Genomic DNA, 21,885 nt, shown 5'->3' with positions numbered 1-21,885 from the left:
CGGGCGCGCCCGATCCAGGGTTCTCGGGGTTTCGGTCAGGGGCGGGCACGCTCGCTCCAGGGCACGCGCAGTTCCGAGTAGAGCGCGAGCCGTTCCGCGCTCGCCGCCGTCACCTCGGCGATCCTGGGCAGCACCCGGCGCTCGTCGCCGACCTCCTGGAACACGTCCGGTATGGCGAGCGGTCGCGGCGCGAGCCGTACCGCCTCCAGGACGCGCATGAAACCCGCGGTCCTCTCCAGCGGTACGAGCAGTTCGGCGCCGTCGCGGAGGTGCGCGACGAGGTTCTCCAGCAGGTCGGTCCTGGGGTGGACGACCGAGGTCCCCGCGAACTCGACCCGGTCCTCGGTGTAGGTCAGCCGGATCCGCCCCCTCTCGCCGTGCACGATGAGGTACGGCTCGTGCCGCCGGTCCGCGCACAGCGAGGCCGCGACCGTCACCGTCGTCCCGTCGTCCATCCGCACCCGCGCGCACGAGGTGTCGTCCGCCTCGATCGCGTTGGCCCGGTAAAGCTCGACCTCGACGTTCTCCACCGCCGCGCCGGAGACGGCGAGCGCGGTCGCGGTGGCGTGCGCGAGCGGGTTGGTGAGAACGCCGTCGCCCGTGGGAACGCCGCCGGCCTCGCGCCTGCCCGCCCACGGCACCCGGTCGTAGTAGGAGTAGGGACGCTCCCACGCGCCCGCCGCGCCGATCCCGGTGACCCGGCCGATCGTCCCCTCGGCGACCATCCGCCGGATCGCGGGGATCGCCTCGGAGCCCAGGCTCTGGAATCCCACCTGGCAGGCGAGCCCGGTCTCCTCGGCCAGCGCGACGATCCGCAGGTAGTCGGCGTACGTGGCGGCGGGCGGCTTCTCCAGCAGCACATGCGACCCGGCGCGCAGCGCCTTCTCCGCCAGCTCGGCGTGGGTGTGGATGGGGGTGCACAGGATCGTCACCTCGGCGCCGGTACGCCCGATCAGCTCGACCAGGTCGTCGGAGAACTCCGCGCTCTCGGGCAGGCCGTCGACCGGCCGCACGTCGCACACCCCGGCGAGCCTCACCAGCCCGGCCTCGGCCAGCCGCCGCACGTTCGACAGATGCCACCAGCCGTGACCGTGCGCTCCGGCGAGCACCACGCGAACCGGTTCCATTACGCCATCTCCCATCGCGGTCCCGGGCCCCGGCATCCTGCAACCGGTTGCAAGAAACATTGATGACATCCGTGATTAACGTCAAGGGCCCAATTTAGTAAGGCGCTTCCCATCTGCGGGTTTTTCGAGATTTCCTATCGCCAGGGCGACGCGAGCCCTCACATATCGTTTGGCAGACCGCTCGATCCCGGCGTTGACAGTCGCGCAACCGCTTGCACTAATGTGCTTCAAGGCCCCATGGTGGGCCAGGGCGAAGGAGCACGGTGGCAGCGACGATCAGGGATGTGGCACGGGCGTCGGGAGTGCACGTCTCGACGGTGTCCCGCACCTTCTCCGCGCCACACCTGGTGAACGCCGAGACCCGCAACCGCGTGCTCGCCGTCGCCGAGGAGCTCGGCTACCGGCCCAACCGTGCCGCCCGGGCGCTCACCACCGGCAGGACCCACAACATCGGCCTCATCGTCGCCGACATCTCCAACCCGTTCTTCCCGCCTCTGATCAAGTCCGCCCAGGCACAGGCCAGAGCCCGCGACTACCACGTGTTCGTGGCCGACACCGACGAGGACCCGCTGGTCGAGGAGGAGCTGATCCAGACGCTCGCCAAGCAGGTCGACGGGGTCCTGCTCTGCAGTCCCAGGTTGTCCAACCGGGTCATAGAGCGCCTCCGCGCCGACGTGCCGTTCGTGGTCGTGAACCGCAGGGTGAGAGGCATGCCGACGATCCTGATGGACGTCGGCCAGGGCGCCCGCCTCGCGATCGAGCACCTGATGCGGCTCGGCCACCGCAGGATCGCCCTGCTCCTGGGGCCGGCCAGCTCGTGGACCAGCGGTGAGATGCGCGCCGCCGCGACCGCGACGGACGGCGTCGAGCTGGTGATCCTCGGCCCGAACGCGCCCACCGAGCAGGGCGGCCTCGCCGTCGCCGCCGAGGTGATCGCCGCCGGGGTGACGGGCGTGCTCGCCTACAACGACCTGGTGGCGATCGGCCTCATCGAGGGCCTGTACGAACGCGGCGTACGCGTCCCGGACGAGGTCAGCGTGGTCGGCGTCGACGACATCGTTCCCGGGCGGCTGAACCGCCCCAAACTGACCACCGTGGCCATGCCCACGGCCGCCGCCGGGCGGATGGCCGTGGACCTGCTGCTGCAGTCGTTCGACGCCGGCGCCACCCCCACCCTGGCCACCCTGGACACCAGCCTGGTCGTCCGTGAATCCACCGGAGAGGCACGCAAATGAGCTTCGGAACCACCCCGTCGGGCGAGCGAGTCGAGCGGCACGTGCTGTCGAACGGGCCGATGCGCGCCGCGATCCTCAGCTACGGGGCGATCCTGCAGTCGCTGGAGGTCTCCGGCGTCAACGTGGTCCTCGGCTACGACGACCTCGACGACTACCTGACGCGCAGCCGCTACTTCGGCGCGGTGGTCGGCCGGTACGGCAACCGCATCGCGGGCGGACGCTTCACCCTCGACGGCCGCGACCACGAGCTGCCGATCAACAACGGCCCCAACAGCCTGCACGGCGGGCCGCACGGCTTCGACACCCGGGTCTGGCGGATCACCCACGCCTCGGACACCGCCGTGACCCTGGAGTACGTGAGCCCGGACGGCGAGGAGGGCTACCCCGGCACGCTCACCGTCGCGGTCACCTACACGCTGACCGCCGACGCGATCCGGATGGACTATCGCGCGGCCACCGACGCGCCGACCGTGCTGAACCTCACCAACCACTCCTACTTCAACCTCGCCGGGGGCGGCGACATCCTCAAGCACGTGGTCCGTATCGACGCCGACCACTACCTGCCGGTCGACGCCACGCAGATCCCGACCGGGGAGATCGCCCCGGTCGCCGGGACCCCGTTCGACTTCACCTCGCCGCGCGAGATCGGCGAGCGGATCGCCGACCCGCTGCTCGGGGACGGCTACGACCACTGCTACGTCCTGCGCGGTGGCATGGAGGTCCGCGAACCCGCGGGCGGGCTCACGATGGAGGTCACCACCACCGAGCCGGGCGTGCAGTTCTACACGGGCAACTTCCTGGACGGCGTCGCCACCGCGTACGCGAAGCACGCGGGCCTGTGCCTGGAGACCCAGCACTTCCCCGACTCGCCCAACCAGCCCGGCTTCCCCTCGGTGGTCCTGCGTCCCGGCGAGCGGTTCGAGTCCACCACCACCTACCGCTTCACCTGACGGGTACCGGGACCTCCGGAAGAATTTCCGGGGGTCCGGGCAGGGAAGTCCTTCCGAGGGTTCGGGACCCATGTCCCGCCGGGCTCCTCGGCGGGCCGGAAAGGGAGGGCGGAGGAGGCCGAGGCGAGGTCTGCCCCGCTCAGGCCTTGGCCGCGGCGCTCTCGCCGCTGAAGGCCGCGACGGCTCCCAGGCCGAGATAGACGAAGCCGCTGGTGACGTCCAGGCGGCGGCGGGCACGGGCCGAGCGGCGCAGGCGGCCCGCCAGGGCCGAGGAGAGCAGGGCGAAGGCGCCGTCGCTCGCGATGCCGAGCACCGTCCAGATCAGGCCGAGCAGCACGATCTGCGGGGCGATCGGTCCGGCCTGCGGGTCGACGAACTGCGGCAGGAAGGCGAGGAAGAAGATCGCGGTCTTCGGATTGAGCACGTTGACCACGAAGCCCTCCCAGAACATCCGGGACCTCGTCGCCGTCTTCGGTTCGAAGGAGTCCTCCCCGTTCGAGCGGGTCATGAGCTTGCGCACGCCCAGCCAGACGAGGTAGGCGGCACCGAGATACTTGACGATCATGAATCCGGTCGACGAGGCCGCGAGCAGGGCACTGACGCCCAGGGCGGCGGCGGCCACGTGGACCAGCGAGCCGAGGTGGATGCCGAGCACCGATATCAGTCCGGCGGACCGGCCCTGGGCGACACTGCGGGTCACGATGTAGAGGACCGCGGGTCCCGGTACGAGCAGCAGGGCGAGGGTCGCGGCGGCGAAGAGCGCGAGTGTGGACAAATCCGGCATAGCCGGATCGTAGAGGCATCGACTTCCCCGGCGCCTCGCATTTTCACCGTCGGTCGGTTCCGCGCGGACCCCGCCCGGAGCAGACCGTTGTTCAGTTCCGCACGGACCCCGCCCGGAGCAGGTAGCCCAGCAGGACGGCCGTACCGGCCAGAGCCTGGACGGCGAGGAACCCCACGAGGGAGGAGGGTTGGAGACCCAGGGCGAGCGTCAGCGGCAGGCACCCGAGCACCGCGAGATCCACGCCGGTCAAACCCCAGATGAGCGGGCCTGTCGGTATCGCCCCTCCTCCCGTCTCGATGACCGGCATGGAGTGGTCGATCGGGTTCCGGCGGGCCATCCGCAACCCTCCGGCGGCCAGCGCGGGGGCCGCGAGCGGTCCGAAAAGCCACCACGGGCCCGTCCCGAGCGCGCCCGTCAGGGACATGAAGGCGAGGGCGACGGTCAGCCAGCCGCCGCCCAGCAGCGCCGGCAACAGCGACCTGGCGGCCAGAGCCGCGCGGGCGCCGACCCCGAGGAGCCGGGCCAGAGCCGGATTGTCGCCGTCGCGGCGCGCGCCCGAGATGCCCGCCGTCGCGGCGGTCAGCGCCCCGGCGAACACGACTCCCGTCACGACCGTGCCGACCTCACCGGCCGCGAGCGCCGCCAGCGCGGGGAGCGCCGTCCCCCCGAGCAGGGCGGCCAGACGGCCCGGGCGCCGCCCCAGGCGACGCCAGTCCTGCCAGGCCAGGGCGAACGGTGCGGGCAGCGGCGGCCAGGGGCGCGAGCGCAGGGTGCGCCCCCGCCAGTGGTTGTCCTCGGCGATCCAGGTCAGGGCCGACGGGTCCATGCCGACGGCGGCGGTGCCCACGTGGCCCGCCCGGGTGGAGGCGGAGAGCACGGTCCGCGCCGGAATCCCGGCCAGGGCCGACCACGCACGCCACCCGAGCAGGGCGGCCGACACGGCGGCGAGGGCGGCCACCACCGCGCCGTGCGACGCGGGCACGTTTGCGATCTCGGCCACGAAGCGCCGCGTCGGGCCGCTCGCCGCCGACAGCGCCGTCACCGCGGCCAGCAGGGCGGTCACCACGACGACCGCGTTCAGCCACGGCTGCCAGCTCTGCGACGACTGGGCGAGTACGGTCAGCGCCACGCCGCCCACACTCGCCGAGACCCCCAGGATCACCGCTGTGGCCAGCCGCAGCGCGAGCAGGTCCGGCGCGCCGAGGACGGCGAGCGCACCCACCCCGAGCGCGACCCCGGCCAGGACGGACCCCACCAGGAGAATCGTCGCCGTCCGGCCCAGCACGCCACGGCGGTGCAGCGGGGACAACAGCAGCCAGGCGGCGTCGGCGGCCGACAGCGCGACGGGACCGATCGCGCGGGCGGCGAGGAGAAGGCCGGCGTAGGCGAGCATGACCAGGGCGAGGCCGGCTCCGGCTCGCCACGGGTCCATCTGCCGGGAGAGCGAGGCGAGCGCGGAGGAGAACGGCTGGGCCAGCACCACGAGCAGCATCGCGAGGCCGAACAGCCGCACGTAGCGGTCCAGCCAGCTCACGGGGGCGCCGCGGCGCGCTCCGACGAAGGCGCGGACGCTCCGGACCGTGGCCGTGCCCTGGTCCACGTCCACACCCGGCGCCGTGTTCGCAACCGTGTCCACGCCTCGTTCCGCGTTCGCGTATGGCGCCGTGTTCATGTCGTGGTCCGCGTTCACGATCGGCTCGTCGCCTGTCCGGCCTGCAGCACGACCTGGCGGGCCCGGGTGTTCTCGGCGAGCCGGTGGTCGTGGGTCGCCATGACCACCGTGCCGCCGGCGCCCGCGTAGTCCGTGAGGACCGTGGCCAGGCGCTCGCGGAACGCCTCGTCGAGCCCGCGCTCCGGCTCGTCCAGGAGTAGCAGCCTGCTCGGCCTGAGCAGGGCGGCCGCGAGTGAGAGCCGCTGCCGCTGGCCGGTGGAGAGGGCCTGCGGCGACGCGTCGGCCCGCTCCCGGAGGTCGAACGACTCCAGCGCCGCCTCGACCTCCAGCCGGGCCGGAGCGTGGACGGCGTACGTCAGCTCCAGGTGCTCGCGTGCCGTCAGCCCCGGATACCAGGCCGGTTCGTCCCCGACCAGGGCGACGTCACGCCAGAAGCCGGCGTCGTCCCTCGGCGGGCCGCCCAGGACGCGCAACGCGCCGGAGGGCGTGGGGTGCAGCCCCGCCAGGCAGCGCAGCAGCGTCGATTTTCCCGCGCCGTTCGCGCCGATCACGGCGATGACCTCGCCGGGGGCCGCCGTCAGGCCGATGTCGCGGAGCACGGGGTTGCCGCCGAGTTCCACGCTGAGACCGCTCACCGTGATGATCGCTGTGGACACCGTTCGAGCCTAGCCACTGCCGACTCCGCGCGGGCAGGCCGTCGTGACCCGTGGCGGCCTGCCCGCGCGGAGTCGGCAGTGGATCGATCACGGGTGGCTACGGGGACCCACCGCAGCCCCCGCCGCCACCGAGGTCACCGAGGTCACCGAGGTGAGGGCGCTGAGCAGGGCGGTGGTGGCCGGGGGGTCGGGGGGCTCGCCGTAGGTGGCGGCGTAGACGTGGCGGGTCGAGCCGGGAAGCTCGGTCGTGGTGATCTTCGGATGCCGGTGGGCGTGCAGGGCGAGTCCCGGCAGGGCGCTCACCCCCACCCCGGCGGCGACGAGGGCCTGGACGGCGACGACGTCGTCGGTGGTGAAGGCGATCTCCGGCTCGAAGCCCGCCCTGGCGCACAGCTCCAGCAGGTGACTGCGGCACCGGTCGCAGCCGCCGATCCACCGGGAGTCGCGGTACGAGATCAGCTCGCCGACCGGACCGGAGGTGATGAGGTAGCTGGGATCGTCCAGCAGGGGGAGCAGCCGGATCCCGTCGGCCTCGGGGGCGGTGTCGTCGTAGCGGAAGATGACCGCCACGTCCACGTATCCGGCCTTGAGCATGCGCAGCGCGTCGGGAGGCTCGGTCTCGGTCAGCCGCAGCTCCAGGCCGGGGTGCGTCCCGGCGAGGGCGGCGGCGGCCTCGGGCACGAAGGTCCCCAGGGCGGAGGGGAAGGCCGCGAGCCTGACCCGTCCGGCGCGCAGGCCCACGTGTGCCGACAGCTCGGCGGACGCGGAGTCGAGACGGCCGATGATCTCGATGGCCCGTTCGGCGAGCAGGCGGCCCGCCTCGGTCAGCCGGATGCCCCGGCCGGCCCGCTGGATCAGCTTGGCTCCGGTCTCGGCCTCAAGCTTCGCGAGATGGTGGCTCACCGACGGCTGGGAGTAGTGCAACTCCCTCGCCGCCGCGGTCACCGAGCCGTGCCGGGACACCGAGGCGAGGACACGAAGCCGCACGATATCGAGCATGTATCAACTTTATCTATGAATACGGGGAAAGATAGGCATTAGACGTTATGTATCCCTCCTGCGCATCCTTGAGGCATGACAACCTTGACGCTCACCCGCCCGGGCCTGGCCGAGTTGGTCGCGGGGGTCCGGGAACTCGCCGACCCGTCCGCCGACCCTCGGGCGACGGCCTTCGCCGTGGCGGCGCTGCTGCGTGAACGGCTGCCGTCCCCCGAGATCCTCACCGAGGAGGAGCGCCTCGGCGACCCCGACCACTACGTCGGCCACACCCTGCACACCGAGGACGCCTTCTCGGTCGTGGCCGTGGTCTGGCGGCCGGGACAGAAGACCGTGATCCACGACCACATCGCGTGGTGCGTGTTCGGCGTGCTGCAGGGCGTGGAGTACGAGACCCTCTACCGCGACCACGGCGACCACCTCACCGAGATCGGCAGGACCGCCAACCAGACCGGCGAGGTGAGCGGTTTCGCCCCGCCCGGTGACATCCACCGCGTCCACAACACGGGCGACGAGACGGCCATCTCGCTTCACGTCTACGGTGCCGACCTCGGCGACGCCCCCACCAGCGTCCGCCGCGTCTACGACCTGCCCGTCCGCTGAACGAATCCCGCGTTCCTCTTCTTCCGGGGAACGGGGTGATGGATCCGGGGGAATCCCGGTGGCCCTCCTCGCTGAGCGGGTGACGGGCGCGCGTGAATCCCGCCTCCCCTGCCGGTGAACGGGGTGACGGATCCGGCGCAGGGACCGCTGTCGCTTATTTCTCGACTTCGGGCTTCCCGTCCGGGTGCAGGCTCTTCCTGATGGCGTCCAGACGGGCGGCGCCCTCGGCGTCGATGGCGGCGCGCTCGACCTCGATCATGCGGGCCTCGACGGACCCCGAGGTCAGCTCGGCCTCACCCAGGGCACGGGCGTAGCGCTTCTCGATCTTGTCGCGGACCTCGTCCATGGTGGGGGTGTCGCCGGCCGGGGTGAGGCCAGACAGATCGGCCATCGCCCTGTTGAGCTCCTCCTGCACCTTGGCCTGGTCGAGCTGGGAAAGCAGGCGCATCCGCTCGGCGATCTTCTTCTGCAGGGCCATCGCGTTGGTCTCGACCGCGGCACGTGCCTGGGCCGAGGCTCCCGCTGCCCGTTCGTGCGCCAACCGCGACTCCTGCTGCGCGCCCTCGGCCGCCACCAGGCGCGAGGCGAAGGCGCGGGCCGAGTCCTCGTACGACAGTGCCTTGCTCTCGTCGCCCGCGGCCCGGCTCTGCTCGGCGAGCAGGAGGGCCTGGCGGGCGTTGGCCTGGAGCCGCTCGGTCTCCTCCACCGAACGGGCGAGCCTCATCTCCAGCTCACGCTCGTTTCCGATCACCGCCGCGGCCTGCTGGCTCAGCCGCCGGTGCTGCTCCTTGGCCTCCGCGATGGCCTGCTCGATCTGGACCCGGGGGTCGGACAGCTCGTCCAGCCGCCCGGAGAGGGCGAAGACCAGGTAGCGCCAGGCCCGACGGATGACCTTGAACATGGGGGACTCCTTATCGATCCAGCGCGTCGCGCGTGATCTGTTCGGTTTCGTGGAGGCCCTGGCGGACTCCTTCGAGGGTGTCGGCGAGCTCGTCCAGCACCCGCAGTGGCTCCAGCGGCCCGTTCGCCGACACCGCGGACAGCTCCACCAGCCGGGCGAGGAGCCCTTCGATGCCGATCGCGCTCGACTCCATCCGGGCGAGCACCCGCTGCCGGGTCGCGGAGAGCCGCTCGACGACGGCCCGCTGGGAGTCCAGAGAGGCGAGGGCACGGTCGAGGTCCTCGGCCAGGCCGGGCCCCGCCTCCTGCCGGGCCCGCGCCAGCCTGGCCCGCTCGTGCCCGAGCATCTCCAGGTCGAACCTGGCCAGCGCGGTGCCGGTGAGCGAGGCCTGCTCGGCCAGTCGCTCCAGCGTGGCCGTCGAGTCGTCCACCTGGGGACGCATCAGCGCGACCCTTTCGGCGAGCGGGCCGCGCTCCATCGAGGCGCTCAGCTCGCCGAACCCGTGCGCGGCGGATCCGGCCCGGGTGAGCCAGTACTCCTCCTGGCTGCCGGGGGTGACGGCGGGCCGGTCGCGGTCCCCGCGCTCCGACAACGCCGAGATCCCGGCCTTGGTCAGCCAGACGACGACACCGACGAACCCCGCGGCGATCGGGTGCACACTGACGGCCCACGCGGCGCCGCCGGCGGTCGCGCCCAGCAACAGCCCCCACGGGTCCTTGAGTTCGTCGACGAAGCGTGCCATCAGAAGTTGGATACCACCGCGGTGAACACCTGGTCGATACTTCCCGGCTCGCGAGAGTCGTACGCGGCGGCGGCGGTCGCCTCGGAGATCTGCTTCAGCACGTCGAGGTCGGCGTCCTGGCCGTAGGCGATGGTGAACATCCGCACCGTCTCCTGACCGGCCTCGGTACGCAGGTCGGGCAGCAGGTTCTCCAAAGAGAGGCTCTCGGGGTCCTCGTTCTTGCCGTCGGTCAGGAAGACCACCGCGTTGATCGCGTCACCGCCGCGTAGCTTGCGCACCCGCTCGTGGGCGGCGAGCGCGGTGTCGTACAGGCCGGTGCCGCCGTCGGGGGTGAGGCCCTCGAGCCTGGCGCGCAGCTTCTCGCGCTGGGCCTTGTCGACGGCGGAGAGCGGGGCCAGTTCCAGGTGGTCCTTGTCGCCGTCACGCTTGGTGGAGAACATCCACAGCCCGACCTTGTCGTGCGCGGCGAACTGGGGCAGCGAGTTGATCGCGGCCTGCTTGGCGAGGTCGAGCTTGCTCTTGCCGGTTCCGGGCACGGTGGCGCCCATCGAGCCGGAGACGTCGATGACGATGAGGACGTTCGCGGGCTTGCGCAGGTCGGCCCAGCCGGTGAGCACCTTGTCGAGCACGTTCGGCGCGGGTGGGCTGAGGGTCGTCCTCGGCTCGGCGGGCAGCAGCCCGTTCGCCTGGGTGATCAGCTTGCCCGGCTTGCCCTCGTGGGAGCGGAAGGCGAACTCGGCGAACCGGTCCTGCTGCTCGGGGGCCTGCAGGTGGGCGAGGAAGTCGGCCGCCACCGCCCGCTTGGCGTCGTCGACCCACGGGGCGCTCAGCACCGCGTACGGGTTGTCGGAGTAGAGCGTGCCCTCCTTGGGATAGATCGCCGCGAGCGGCACCTTGGGCTTGGCGTGCTTGCCCAGCGTCGCGGGGTCACCGGTCGGGTTGCCCTGGTTGTAGTCCCAGACCGACTTCTCCTCCACCGCGACCGCGGAGATGTAGCTCAGGCCCGCACCCGCGTCGTCGGCCCGCTGCAGGTTGGACAGGAACGTCAGCGTCGTGTCGCCGTAGTGCACGATCGAACGTTCCACGTCCCGGACGAAGTCCCTGGTCCTGGCGTCGGCCACGTTCTTCTCCGACAGGTCGCCCGACAGGCCGGTCGCCGCGAAGTAGGCGCCGATCGTGGCGTTCAGGCCGCTGGTGGAGAAGTTGGGGTTGGTCTTGCCGAGCTTGAAACTCCCCCACTCGGGGTGGTCGTACTTCGCCCACGATCCGGCCGACACGGCGAGCACGTCGGACCAGCCGAGCTTCTTGTCCGGCCAGCCCAGCGCCTGGGCCATCGGCATGGGCATCGCGACGACCAGCGGCGTCTTGGCGATCGACGGGTTGTCGGCGGCGACGAGGGAGGCGGAGTCGTTTCCGGTGGCGCGCTGCTGGAGCAGGGTGATCCAGCCGCTGCTGGCGGGCGACCACACGTCGGGGCGGGGGCCGTCCTGGCGTTCGTCCCAGCCCCTGGCCAGCGCCTGCATCGCGCCGCCGCTCGCCTTGGTCTCGATGACGACGTCGGCGCAGCGCCCCTGCACGGTCTTGCCGTTGTAGTCGGAGGCGATCGTCCGAAGCAGCTCGGCCTTCTCCGACGAGGCGGCGACGGTGAGGGTGACGCCGTCGTCGCACGCCTTGGACTGCTCGCCGGTCTTCGGCGCCTCCGACGTCCCTGACGACCCTGACGCCCCCGACCTTCCGGGTTCGTTTCCGCCGACGAAGATCCGCAGGGCGACGATCAGAGCTCCGGCGAGAATGATCGCGACGATGAACGGCGCGAAGTTCCTACGCCGGCGCTGCGGTTGCTGGTACAACCCTGCCTCCTGGGGGGATGTCTGTACTTATCCGACGAACGAACCGCCCCGAGAGTTCTCCGCGACCGGAGTTCGTCGCGGGCGCGGCAGCGGGCAGGGGGAGGGAACGCTCCGCGACCGGAGACGCGAGCCCCGGAGAAACAGGGGTGCCCGTACGCCAAGGGCACTCCCGGTAAGCACCGGAAGTGCCCGATGGATGTCGGCCGCCGGACCGCCGCGGAGGCGTACAGCCTGTCAGATCGCGACGGAGGCGTACAGCCTGTCAGACCGCCGCGGAGGCGTACTCCTGGAGGAAGAGCGCCTCGGCGGTGGCGGTGCGGCGCAGCTCCTCGATGTTCACCCGCTCGTTGGGGGCGTGGATCGCCGCGTCGTCGTCCTCGGCGCCGAAGAGCAGGATCGTGGCGGCGGGGAACTGCCTGACGAAGGTGGAGACGAGCGGGATCGAGCCACCGGCGCCGACGTCGCGCGGGGGGCGGCCGAAGGCGCGCTCCATGGCCCGGTTCAGCGCGGAGCGGGCCGCGCCACCGGTGTCGGCGAGGTAGCCGGAGCCCATGGTGTAGTCGCCGACCTCCACCTGGACACCCCAGGGGGCGACCTGCCGCAGGAAGTCGACGACGGCCTCGACGGTCGTCTTCGGGTCGCCGGCCGGGGGAACCCGCACGGTCACCCGGGCCCTCGCGACGGCCTGCACCGCGTTGATCGCACCGGAGACCGTCGGCACGTCCAGGCCGGTGACCGTGATCGCGTACGAGGCCCACAGGCGGTCGGCGAGCGAGCCGGAACCGATCGTGGAGACGCCGTCGAGCACGCCCGCGGTGACGCGGAACTCCTCCTCCGACGGGCCCGAGCCGAGGAAGCTGCCGCGAGGCAGGCCGGGCACGCGGATGTCGCCGTGGTCGTCGTGCAGGGCGGCGAGCATCCGGATCAGCGCGGCGAGTGCGTCGGGGGCGGCGCCGCCGAACGAGCCGCTGTGCAGCGACTCCTTGAGGGTGCGCACCTCGACGGTGAAGGCGCCGGTGCCGCGCAGCGAGGTCGTCACCGCGGGGTCGCCGACGCGGGGGTTGCCGGTGTCGGCGACCACGATCGCGTCGGCGCGGAACAGCTCGGGGTTCTGCTCGACGAAGGCCTCCAGGCGCTCGCCCGCGTACTCCTCCTGGCCCTCGACGATGACCTTGACGCCGACCGGGAACCGCCCCTGGAAGGCGCGGAGCGCCGCGACGTGGGAGATGACGCCCGACTTGTCGTCGGCCGCGCCACGGCCGTAGATCGCGCCGTCGATCTCCGTCGGCTCGAAGGGCGGGGTGCGCCAGAGTGCGAGGTCGCCGGTGGGCTGCACGTCGTAGTGCGCGTACAGGAGCACGGTCGGCGCACCGGGCGGGGCGGGGGCCTCGGCGTAGACGGCGGGGTAACTGCCCTCGACGGGGATCTGCCGGACGTGCGGCAGGCCGGTGCTGCGCAGCAGTTCCTCGGTCACGGCGGCGGCCGCGTGCACGGGCTCCTCGGGGTGGCCGGGAAAGGCCACCGAGGGGATGGAGACGAGCCGCTTGAGGTCGGCCACCGCCTGGGGCAGGCCGGTGGCGACGGCGTTCTCGATCTCGTCAGGAGTCACGACTTTCCCCCGCATCTCAATATCTGGTGCGTCCTATTGGATCACAGCCGTGAGTACGGCCGCTCTCGCGCACGATTCCAGCACATCAGGGTTCCGCCAAGTGGAACCGGAGTTTGGGTAATGATCGGCCCGCCATCTCATCTGATCGCGGATTTCGTCGTTGTTACATGACGGTTTTGCGGATTCCGAGGTTCTCGCACTTTAATGCCACGTTTTCACTTGGCAAGCGCTGTTCTGGCAGGCAGACTGTTGGAAGCCCAGCTCAACGAGGGAAGATCGCGATGACGCACCCTGAAAACACCGACGTGACCTCGCTCATGAAGGCCGCCCAGGACAACCTGTGGATGCACTTCACCCGGCACAGCTCGTACGAGGGTGCCGAAGTGCCGATGATCGTGCGGGGCGAGGGCTCCTACATCTACGACGTGCACGGCAAGCGCTACCTCGACGGACTCGCGGGGCTCTTCGTGGTCCAGGCGGGGCACGGCCGCAGCGAGCTGGCCGAGGCCGCCGCCAAGCAGGCCCAGGAGCTGGCGTTCTTCCCGCTGTGGTCGTACGCGCACCCCAAGGCCGTCGAGCTGGCCCAGCGGCTCGCCGCGGAGACCCCCGGCGACCTCAACCGGGTCTTCTTCACCACCGGCGGCGGCGAGGCCGTCGAGACCGCGTGGAAACTCGCCAAGCAGTACTTCAAGATCACCGGCAGGCCGCTCAAGCACAAGGTCATCAGCCGCCAGATCGCCTACCACGGCACCCCGCAGGGCGCCCTGTCGATCACCGGCATCCCGGCCTTCAAGCAGATGTTCGAGCCGCTGGTCCCGGGTTCCGTCAGGGTGCCCAACACCAACCACTACCGCGCCGACGAGATCACCGGCATGCCCGGCATGACGCCCGAGCAGTACGGCTACTGGGCCGCCGAGCGCGTCGCCCGCGCCATCGAGATGGAGGGCCCCGACACCGTGGCCGCCGTCTTCGTCGAGCCGGTGCAGAACGCGGGCGGCTGCTTCCCGCCGCCCCCCGGATACTTCCAGCGCCTGCGCGAGATCTGCGACGAGTACGACGTCCTGCTCGTCTCGGACGAGGTCATCTGCGCCTTCGGCCGCCTCGGCACCATGTTCGGCGGGCAGAAGTTCGACTACGTGCCCGACATCATCACCTGCGCCAAGGGCATGACCAGCGGCTACTCGCCGATCGGCGCCATGATCGCCTCCGACCGCCTCTTCGAGCCGTTCAAGAACGGCACCGAGATGTTCGCCCACGGCTACACCTTCGGCGGCCACCCGGTGTCCTCGGCCGTCGCGCTGGCCAACCTCGACCTGTTCGAGCGGGAGGACCTGCTCGGCCACGTCACCCGCAACGAGCCGGTCTTCCGCTCCACCCTGGAGCGTCTACGCGACCTGCCGATCGTCGGCGACGTGCGCGGCTCCGGCTACTTCTGGGGCATCGAGCTCGTCAAGGACAAGGCGACCAAGGAGACCTTCAACACCGAGGAGTCCGAGCGCCTCATCAGGGGCTTCCTCTCCGGCGCCCTCTACGAGGCGGGCCTGTACTGCCGCGCCGACGACCGGGGCGACCCCGTCATCCAGCTCGCCCCGCCGCTCATCTGCGGGCCGAAGGAGTTCGACGAGATCGAGTCCATCCTCCGCTCGGTGCTGACGGAGGCGTGGAGCCGCCTCTGAGCGCGCACGTCCGCGCCTTCCGGGCGCCGGATCCGCCGGAGTGACCCGCGCCGCACCCGCACAGACCTCGGCGCCACTCCGTTGAACCAAGGAAAGGAAATCCCATGAAGATCGGCGTGCCTGCCGAGGTCAAGAACCACGAGTACCGCGTCGCCGCGACCCCGGCGGGCGTGCACGAGCTTGTCCGTCACGGCCACGACGTCTACATCCAGCGCGACGCGGGCCTCGGCTCGCACCTCACCGACGAGGAGTACCTCTTCGCCGGCGCCAAGATCCTCGACACCGCGGACGAGGTGTGGGACCAGGCCGAGATGATCCTCAAGGTGAAGGAGCCCATCGCGGAGGAGTACCACCGCATGCGCCCCGGCCAGGTGCTCTTCACCTACCTGCACCTCGCGGCGGGCCGCGAGTGCACCGAGGCCCTCCTTGAGCGCGAGGTCACCGGCATCGCGTACGAGACCGTCCAGGTCGGCAACACCCTGCCGCTGCTCGCCCCGATGTCCGAGGTCGCGGGCCGGCTCGCCCCGCAGGTCGGCGCCTACAACCTCATGCGCTTCAACGGCGGGCGCGGCGTGCTGCCCGGCGGCGTGCCCGGTGTGGCGCCCGCCAAGGTCGTCGTCATCGGCGCGGGCGTCTCCGGGCTCAACGCCGCGCAGATCGCGGTCGGCATGGGCGCCGACGTCACCGTCCTCGACCTCAACGTCGACCGCCTGCGTTTCATCGACGCCATCTACCAGGGCCGTCTCAAGACCCTCGTCTCGACCTCGTACGCGATCGAGAAGGAGGTCCTGGAGGCCGATCTCGTCATCGGCGCGGTGCTGATCCCCGGGGCCAAGGCCCCGACCCTCGTCTCCAACGAGCTGGTCTCCCGGATGAAGCCGGGCTCCGTGCTCGTCGACATCGCGATCGACCAGGGCGGCTGCTTCGAGGACTCCCGCCCGACCACGCACGCCGAGCCGACCTACCAGGTCCACAACTCGATCTTCTACTGCGTGGCCAACATGCCGGGGTCCGTCGCCAACACCTCCACCTACGCGCTGACCAACGCCACGCTGCCCTACGCGGTCAAGCTGGCCGGCCTGGGCTGGAAGGAAGCGCTCCAGCAGGACGCCTCCCTCGCACCGGGTCTCAACACCCACGCGGGACGGCTCACCAACGAGCAGGTCGCCATCGCCCTCGAACTGCCGTACGTGCCGGTCTCCGAGGTCATCGCCGCCTGAGCCGGATCCCGCACGTCTCGCGCGGTCAGGGTGCGGGACGTGCGGGATCCACAGGTCCGGCCGGACCGGTTCGTGAGAGGCGGCCGACGCCGGTCACGGTGATCGGTACCGACCGCAGGGCAGGATCGGTGCCGGTCGCGATGATCAGCCGGAGCGCAGGGCAGGGCCGGTGCCGATCACGGTGAGCAGCCGGGGCACGGGACACGATCGGTGCCGATCACGGTGACAGAGCCGAGCGCAGGGCGCGGGCGGTGATCAAGATGTGCTCGATCTCCGCCGGGGTCGGCCAGGGGGCGCCGCCGGGACGCAACAGCGCGGCCCGTACGGCGGCCAGGTGCTCGACCGCGCCCAACGGCAGCCCGCTCCGCTCGGCCAGCCACGCCGTGACGTCGGTGTGGTCGCGCAACGGCCGGGTGACGAGATCCCAGGTGCCGAGGATCTCGGTCAGGTCGGCGATCCTCAGGGTGGCGCCACCCCGCCGGGCGACGGCGGCCGCGGCCAGCTCGGCGCGGGCGACGAGCTCCGGCTCGGCGGTCCGGCCCCACGGGGGAGAAGGCGGGTCGGACAGCCACCGCTCCGCCTCGCGGGAGAACCCCGCGGCCGACAGCAGCGCGGCCAGCTCGACCGCGGCCCGGTGGTGCCCGGCCTGTGCCGCCTGGCGGAACCAGTGCTGACCGCCCTGCAGGTCGCTGTGCTCGGCGATGAGCAGCAGGCCGAAATTGAAGGCGGCCTCCGGGTCGCCGCTCGCCGCGGCCCGGCTGAACCAGTGGCCGGCCCCCTGCGCGTCGCTCATCTCCACGCATACGAACCCGGCCGTTCGCTGGTCGTCGATCCTGCCGGTGCAGGCCGCCCGCTCGAACCAGGCACGCGCGGTGCGCAGGTCACCGACGGAGAGCGCGATCCCGCCCAGTTGGGACGCGGCACCGGGGTGCTCGTGCCTGGCGGCCAGCCGGAAGAACGCCTCCGCCCCCTCGGGATCGAGATTGGCCTGCAGGAACAGCCCGAGATGGTAGGCCGCGTCGGCATGACCGTTCCTGGCGGCCGACTCCCACCAGCGCAGCGCCTCGTCCTCCTCTCCGGCGGCGTAGGCGAGGAAGCCGAGATCGTGGGCCGAGGCGAGGTCACCGTCCATCGCGGCCCTGCGATGCCACTCCACGGCGGCCTTCACCTCGCCGCCGTCCTCACAGAGCAGCGCGAGCCGCCTGGCCGCCGCCCGGGAGCCCGCCCCGGCCGCCGTCTCGAACCACCGCCGGGCGGCGGGGACGTCGCCGTGCTGGTCCAGCAGGAGGGTCGCCAGGTTCACCGCCGCCTCGACGTCTCCGGCGTTCGCCGCCAGCTCGTACCACCTCGCGGCCTCCGCGGGGGTGCCGTGTTTCTCGTGCCAGATGCCCAGGTTGTAGGCGCTGTCGAGGTTTCCCGCGGCCGCCGCGCGCTCCCACCAGTGCCGCGCCGCCGAACGGTCACCGCACTGGGCGAAGTGGCGGCCGAGCAGGTGGGCCGCCTGCACGTCGCCGCCGTGCGCGGCGAGCAGCAACTCCGTCTCGCCGTCCATGTCGTTCTCGTGCTCGCTGCCGCGGGGGGTGGGTATCAGCCCCGCGGTCGTCTCCGGGTCGTCAGGCCACCCCATGATCACACTCCTCGCCGACGGCGCCCAACCGACAGATCACAGGGTGACACGTAAGCGCTCCGTGACGGAGGGTAATCGCGGACTTTCGCTCGACACCCCGCCTCCCGGTCCGCTCCGGTGCTCGGACGAGGCGTACGAATCCCGCCCGCACGCCTGTCGAGTCATCGGGGTGCCACGTCCGGTGAGTGTGGACGAACGCCTTCCGGCCGAGGTCGGCAGATCCTGTTGAAGACACCACGGTCGGTCAGACGACGAGCCAGACCTCACCAGGAGGCGTTCACCTCCATCCTCACGGTCAGACGAAGCGGATGAACCCCACGTACATTCCCATCGAGCAGACGTAACGCAGCGAGCCCGCGTCCCGAGCGCCCAGCCGTACGGTGGCGGGCAGTGTCACGTCGCGACCGTCGATCGTGAGCGTCCGGGTGCAGCCGGGGGCGCCCACCAGGTGGAAGACGAGCTCCGTGGGGAATCCCGCGCGGGCGGTCACCACACCCGGCCGGTAGCCCCGGTCGGTGGCCCAGATGTCGATCCGCTGGACGCCGCCGGAGTGTACGGCCGCCCGCGCTTGATCGCCCGTCGTCCCCGCCGGGCCGTCGGGGAGGTCGCCCGCTGCTCCCGCCCTGTCCGTCGCTCCTGCCATCGGGTTCCGCGCGGTCCCCGCCGGGGCGCCCGCCGCCATCGCCGGGCCGCCGGATCCGGGGAGCCACCCTCCGAGGCTCAACCCCGAGGAGATCGTCCACAGACCCGTCGCGAGTGCGGCGACCCCGGCCAGCGCCGCCAGCCTGGTGGTCGCGGCCCGCCGCAGGACCAGCCCGAGAAGCGCGAACGCGGGCGTCGTCCCCACCACGAACCCCGCCATCACCGCGCCCCCGCCCAGCGCCGACCCGCTGGAGACCGCCACCGTCTCGATGCCGAGCGTCACCCCGCACGGCAGCAGGATCGTCGCGGCACCGAGCGCGAGCGCCCTGGGAGCGGGGGCGGTGACTCCGGCGATCCCGAAGATTCCCGTGAGTCCCGTGAGTCCCGTGATCCCGGACATGCCACCGCGACGGGACGTACGTCCGCCCGATGCGACGCCCGGGTGGCATCCGGTTCGCGGTCCGCGCCCGAACATGCGGATTCCGAAGCCCGCGACCGCGATCCCGGCCGCGACGAGCAACGCGGCCCTGACCTGAGGGCCGAGCAGCACGGCGGACCCGGCCAGTCCGAGCAGCGCCCCGGCCACCACGTGGGAACCGAGGCGCCCGGCGAGGAAGAGCGCGACGACCACGGGACCCGAAGGCCCCGCCCCGGCCCCGCCGTCCTTGCCGTCTCCGCCGGTCCCGCCGGTCTCACCGTGCTCGTCGGCTCCGTCGGTCCTGCCGGGTTCGTCGGTCCCGTCGCATTCGCGGGTCTCGCAGTGCCGGCGGGAGCGGGCAGGAAGGTCACGAGAGGTGAGACCGGTGAGCAGGCCGCCCTGCACGGCCGTGCACGAGGCCGTACCCGCGACCAGTCCCGCGGCGAGCCCGGCGGCGAACAGCGCGGCCGGCCCCGCGCTCAGCGGACATCCCCGGTAACCATCCCGATCTCCACTGACCCAAGGTAATCTCACCAGAGGATGACCGATAGTGATATTTCCTTACCGAGCGCTCACGCTGTCCTTACCGGACGTCCACCTTCCTCGGCGTTTTTCTGCGTCCCTTGACGACCCGGAGATGCACCTCCGGGTCGTTCTCGCTGTGCGACGGACATCACGGCGCGCGGTGAATCCCGCCGATGGTGAAACTCAGCGGGCGGCGGCGTTCAGGTCGACGAGAACCTGCGTGCCCGACCCCGACCGGAACCGGAACATGTCCTCGTGCATATACAGGGTGGGAGCGGCCTTGTCCCCCCGGCGCGTCGGAACCGGGAACAGCCGGCCGGTGCGTCCCGTGGCGAGGTCGTGCACAGAACTCGCCCCCCTGCCGTCGCGGTCCTCCTGGTGGAGCAGGACGAAGCGGCCCGAGTGGAGATACCCGCGAGCCGTCCCCGGCAGTCCGTGCCGCCCGGTTCCGTCGCGTCGCCACGCCTCGATGTTGTTGAAGCACCACGTCACCCCGCAGTCGTTCCACGACGTCCGCCCGGCGGGAGGAACCACGTCCCTGGCCTCACCGGTGAGCACGTTCTTCAGGTGCTCCATGGGGCGGGAAGCGGATCTCTCCTCCGCGCCTCGCCGAGGCCGTTCGGCCCACGGCCAGTCGGCGAGGTGGAAGCCTTTGGTGCCGTCGACCAGGGACGCCTTCCCGCCCTTCAGCGGAGCCCGATAGACACCGCCACCGTCGACCGGCGACCAGACGGCCGTGCCGTCGGCGACGGCCAAGGCGATCCCGCTGTAGCTGTCGTCGATGATCACGGCCTTGACCGAGGCGATCCGCCGTGGGACGCCGCCCGTGACCGGCACCGCCCATATCTCCGTCCTGCGGTCGTTGAGCGTGGACCATGCGAGGTACCCGTCGCCGAAGACCAGCTTGCTCGACGCGTTCGAGCTCTTGAGCGCCGCGATCCGGGTGAACCTCCGTCTGTCGACGTCGTAGGACCAGATCCCGTCGGGGCGGTTCCCGGTGAGTGCCGCCCCCACCACGACCCGGTCGGTGACGAACAGGTCCGGGGTGAACACCCGGCCCCCCGGTGCCTTCGTCGGGATCTCGTGCACCGCACCCGGCCAGACCTGCCTGACCGGCGGCGCGAGGGGACCGACGTAGGGCGTCGGCTGTGCCGCCGGAGTCGTTGGAACCGCCGGAACCGTCGGAGTAGGTGACGCGACCGTACGTGTTCCCACGACGGTGGCCGTCGTCACGATCGCGATGGAGGTCGCAACCGCCACCGGTGCCCACGACCTGAAGCGCGGCGACGACCCGCGTGACGCGGGTAGCGTCCTGAACCGCCCGTCGTCCCGTACGGCCTCCGCCCTGGCGGTCATCGCGTCCCTGAGCCGATCCTCGATGTCGGTCATGCCTTGCCTCCCAGTTCGCGCTCAAGCCGTTCCAGGGCCCTGGAAACGGTGGACCGTACGGTGCTCTCTCTGACGCGCATCATCTGGGCGATGCCGGCGTGGGACAGGTCGAGGTAGTAACGCAGGACGAGGACCTCGCGCTGCCGCCTGGGAAGGCGGTTGAGCGCGGCCAGCATCTCCTGCCGTGACTCGCCGAGCAGCGCGGCCGTCTCCGCCGAGTCCACCGGCTCCTCCCGCCGCCCCACCATCGCCCTGGCGGCGATACCGCGCCGGCGCAGGACGGAACGCGAGGCGTTCAGCACGCAGACGCGGATGTATGTCAGGGTGAGCGGCTCGGGGGGCCTGCCGTGCAGCCTGGAGAAGACGTCCTGTACGACGTCCTCGGCGGCCTCCCTGTCGCCGAGGAGCAGCACGGCGAAGCGCACCAGGGCGAGCCGGTGCTCGCGATACAGGCCGACCAGTATCGTCTCGGCGCCTGGTGGTCCGGGCGCGCGAGCGACTATCTCACCGTTCATGACCTGAAGAACGCGTACCGCTCCCGATCCGCTGCTTCGTCGGGCACAGTTATCGCGGCCCCGCCCTGTCGGCCGATCGGGGCCGTGGAGCCTACCTTCCGTGGCGTACGGCCCCGCTCGTCACGGTGCGCTCTGGGTGTCGGTGAAGATCGAGGTGTCGAGGGTGAAGTCGACCGGCTCGGGCAGGTGCAGGCGCGAACCCATCTCGACGCGGGTGGAGGTCCGGTACTCGTCCTTCTTGGGGTCGCTGAGGACCGTCACGGTGGCGGGGGAGACCACGGGGTCGATCAGAAGCATCACGGGGACACCGCCCGAGGCGTAGATGGCGGGCTTGCGGTCGCGGTCGTCGAAGATGCTGCCCGGGGACACGATCTCGGCGACCATGAGGAGGCCGGAGGAGCGCAGTTCGCGGTCACCCCAGCGCGGGCAGTCGACGGGCGCCAGCACGAAGTCGGGAACGATCGGGTCACGCGGTCCGTCTATGCAGACGTCGACGTTGCCGCTGAAGCCATCCCACTCTTTCTCCTCAAGGAGGGGAAGAAGGGCGCGATACAGGCGCATCGCGATCCTGGCGTGCTCGGGGGTGCCCATCGGGCTCACTATCAGTCTCCCGTCGATGATTTCGGTCCGCAGTCCTGGAAGCTGCGGAAGCGCGTCGAAGAGTTCGCGCGCCGTTCCTGGCAGGGGCTGGGACGAGGTCTCGGGGGAGGGGCACAGCTTGGCGTGGCTCCGTCGCGATGTCATGAGC

Annotated in this window: 19 protein-coding genes; 5 read left to right on the top strand and 14 right to left on the bottom strand. The window is 71.3% G+C overall.

Features of this window, described 5'->3' with window-relative positions:
* Positions 1-35: 35 nt before the first annotated feature.
* Positions 36-1,127 (bottom strand): Gfo/Idh/MocA family oxidoreductase, encoded by a 1,092-nt coding sequence (locus tag AB0B96_RS33225; RefSeq protein ID WP_362905171.1) that lies wholly within the window; start codon positions 1,125-1,127, stop codon positions 36-38.
* 263 nt (positions 1,128-1,390) lie between these two features.
* On the opposite strand from AB0B96_RS33225, the gene AB0B96_RS33220 reads away from it, so the two are divergent.
* Together AB0B96_RS33220 and AB0B96_RS33215 are read left to right on the top strand one after the other, a co-directional pair.
* Positions 1,391-2,362, top strand: a complete 972-nt coding sequence (locus AB0B96_RS33220; protein ID WP_362905169.1) for a LacI family DNA-binding transcriptional regulator — start codon at positions 1,391-1,393, stop codon at positions 2,360-2,362.
* The gene (locus tag AB0B96_RS33215; RefSeq protein ID WP_362905167.1) at positions 2,359-3,312 is read left to right on the top strand and encodes an aldose epimerase family protein; all 954 of its coding nucleotides are present in this window, start codon (positions 2,359-2,361) and stop codon (positions 3,310-3,312) included. The genes AB0B96_RS33220 and AB0B96_RS33215 overlap by 4 nt, the downstream gene beginning before the upstream one ends.
* Positions 3,313-3,451: 139 nt before the next feature.
* Here the strand turns inward: AB0B96_RS33215 and AB0B96_RS33210 are convergent, their stop codons facing one another.
* The 4 genes from AB0B96_RS33210 to AB0B96_RS33195 all read right to left on the bottom strand — a co-directional run bounded on the left by AB0B96_RS33210 (position 3,452) and on the right by AB0B96_RS33195 (position 7,423).
* The gene (locus AB0B96_RS33210; protein WP_362905164.1) at positions 3,452-4,096 is read right to left on the bottom strand and encodes a LysE family translocator; all 645 of its coding nucleotides are present in this window, start codon (positions 4,094-4,096) and stop codon (positions 3,452-3,454) included.
* 91 nt (positions 4,097-4,187) lie between these two features.
* Positions 4,188-5,732: a DUF6297 family protein gene (locus AB0B96_RS33205; protein ID WP_362905162.1), complete on the bottom strand. Its 1,545-nt coding sequence runs from the start codon at positions 5,730-5,732 to the stop codon at positions 4,188-4,190.
* A gap of 50 nt (positions 5,733-5,782) precedes the next feature.
* The gene (ccmA, locus tag AB0B96_RS33200) at positions 5,783-6,424 is read right to left on the bottom strand and encodes a heme ABC exporter ATP-binding protein CcmA (RefSeq protein ID WP_362905160.1); all 642 of its coding nucleotides are present in this window, start codon (positions 6,422-6,424) and stop codon (positions 5,783-5,785) included.
* An 87-nt stretch (positions 6,425-6,511) separates the two neighbouring features.
* Complete coding sequence (locus AB0B96_RS33195) at positions 6,512-7,423, bottom strand: LysR family transcriptional regulator (RefSeq protein ID WP_362905158.1); 912 nt, start codon at positions 7,421-7,423, stop codon at positions 6,512-6,514.
* A 75-nt stretch (positions 7,424-7,498) separates the two neighbouring features.
* Between AB0B96_RS33195 and AB0B96_RS33190 the strand changes: the two genes are divergently transcribed.
* Positions 7,499-8,023 carry a cysteine dioxygenase family protein gene (locus tag AB0B96_RS33190; RefSeq protein ID WP_362905156.1) on the top strand — a complete coding sequence of 175 codons (525 nt, stop codon included), beginning with the start codon at positions 7,499-7,501 and terminating at the stop codon, positions 8,021-8,023.
* Positions 8,024-8,177: 154 nt separating this feature from the next.
* Here the strand turns inward: AB0B96_RS33190 and AB0B96_RS33185 are convergent, their stop codons facing one another.
* From AB0B96_RS33185 to AB0B96_RS33170, 4 genes are all read right to left on the bottom strand, one after another.
* Positions 8,178-8,924, bottom strand: coding sequence for a PspA/IM30 family protein (locus tag AB0B96_RS33185; RefSeq protein ID WP_350946571.1), 747 nt, complete (start codon positions 8,922-8,924; stop codon positions 8,178-8,180).
* Between the two features lie 10 nt (positions 8,925-8,934).
* Positions 8,935-9,666: a hypothetical protein gene (locus AB0B96_RS33180; protein ID WP_350946572.1), complete on the bottom strand. Its 732-nt coding sequence runs from the start codon at positions 9,664-9,666 to the stop codon at positions 8,935-8,937.
* Positions 9,666-11,516, bottom strand: a complete 1,851-nt coding sequence (locus tag AB0B96_RS33175; protein ID WP_362905153.1) for a substrate-binding and VWA domain-containing protein — start codon at positions 11,514-11,516, stop codon at positions 9,666-9,668. Before AB0B96_RS33175 ends, AB0B96_RS33180 begins: the two co-directional genes overlap by 1 nt.
* Positions 11,517-11,778: 262 nt before the next feature.
* A complete protein-coding gene (locus tag AB0B96_RS33170; RefSeq protein ID WP_362905151.1) occupies positions 11,779-13,125 on the bottom strand; it encodes a M20/M25/M40 family metallo-hydrolase in 1,347 nt (448 codons plus the stop codon).
* A 281-nt stretch (positions 13,126-13,406) separates the two neighbouring features.
* Here AB0B96_RS33170 and AB0B96_RS33165 point away from each other — a divergent pair, with 281 nt between their 5' ends.
* Together AB0B96_RS33165 and ald are read left to right on the top strand one after the other, a co-directional pair.
* A complete protein-coding gene (locus AB0B96_RS33165; RefSeq protein ID WP_350946575.1) occupies positions 13,407-14,801 on the top strand; it encodes an aspartate aminotransferase family protein in 1,395 nt (464 codons plus the stop codon).
* A gap of 104 nt (positions 14,802-14,905) precedes the next feature.
* Positions 14,906-16,021: an alanine dehydrogenase gene (gene ald, locus AB0B96_RS33160; protein ID WP_350946576.1), complete on the top strand. Its 1,116-nt coding sequence runs from the start codon at positions 14,906-14,908 to the stop codon at positions 16,019-16,021.
* Between the two features lie 217 nt (positions 16,022-16,238).
* Here the strand turns inward: ald and AB0B96_RS33155 are convergent, their stop codons facing one another.
* From AB0B96_RS33155 to AB0B96_RS33135, 5 genes are all read right to left on the bottom strand, one after another.
* Positions 16,239-17,648 carry a tetratricopeptide repeat protein gene (locus AB0B96_RS33155; protein ID WP_362905149.1) on the bottom strand — a complete coding sequence of 470 codons (1,410 nt, stop codon included), beginning with the start codon at positions 17,646-17,648 and terminating at the stop codon, positions 16,239-16,241.
* A gap of 295 nt (positions 17,649-17,943) precedes the next feature.
* Positions 17,944-19,242, bottom strand: coding sequence for a sulfite exporter TauE/SafE family protein (locus tag AB0B96_RS33150; RefSeq protein ID WP_362905147.1), 1,299 nt, complete (start codon positions 19,240-19,242; stop codon positions 17,944-17,946).
* 174 nt (positions 19,243-19,416) lie between these two features.
* The gene (locus tag AB0B96_RS33145) at positions 19,417-20,622 is read right to left on the bottom strand and encodes a hypothetical protein (RefSeq protein ID WP_362905145.1); all 1,206 of its coding nucleotides are present in this window, start codon (positions 20,620-20,622) and stop codon (positions 19,417-19,419) included.
* A complete protein-coding gene (locus AB0B96_RS33140) occupies positions 20,619-21,137 on the bottom strand; it encodes a sigma-70 family RNA polymerase sigma factor (protein ID WP_362905143.1) in 519 nt (172 codons plus the stop codon). The genes AB0B96_RS33145 and AB0B96_RS33140 overlap by 4 nt, the downstream gene beginning before the upstream one ends.
* A gap of 120 nt (positions 21,138-21,257) precedes the next feature.
* Positions 21,258-21,881, bottom strand: a complete 624-nt coding sequence (locus tag AB0B96_RS33135) for a Uma2 family endonuclease (RefSeq protein ID WP_362905141.1) — start codon at positions 21,879-21,881, stop codon at positions 21,258-21,260.
* Positions 21,882-21,885 lie beyond the last annotated feature (4 nt).

This window comes from Streptosporangium sp. NPDC049046 (assembly GCF_040649155.1).
Taxonomy (GTDB): Bacteria; Actinomycetota; Actinomycetes; order Streptosporangiales; family Streptosporangiaceae; genus Streptosporangium.
Note: the sequence above shows the minus strand (reverse complement) of the source record. Positions and strands in the feature narration are given on the sequence as shown.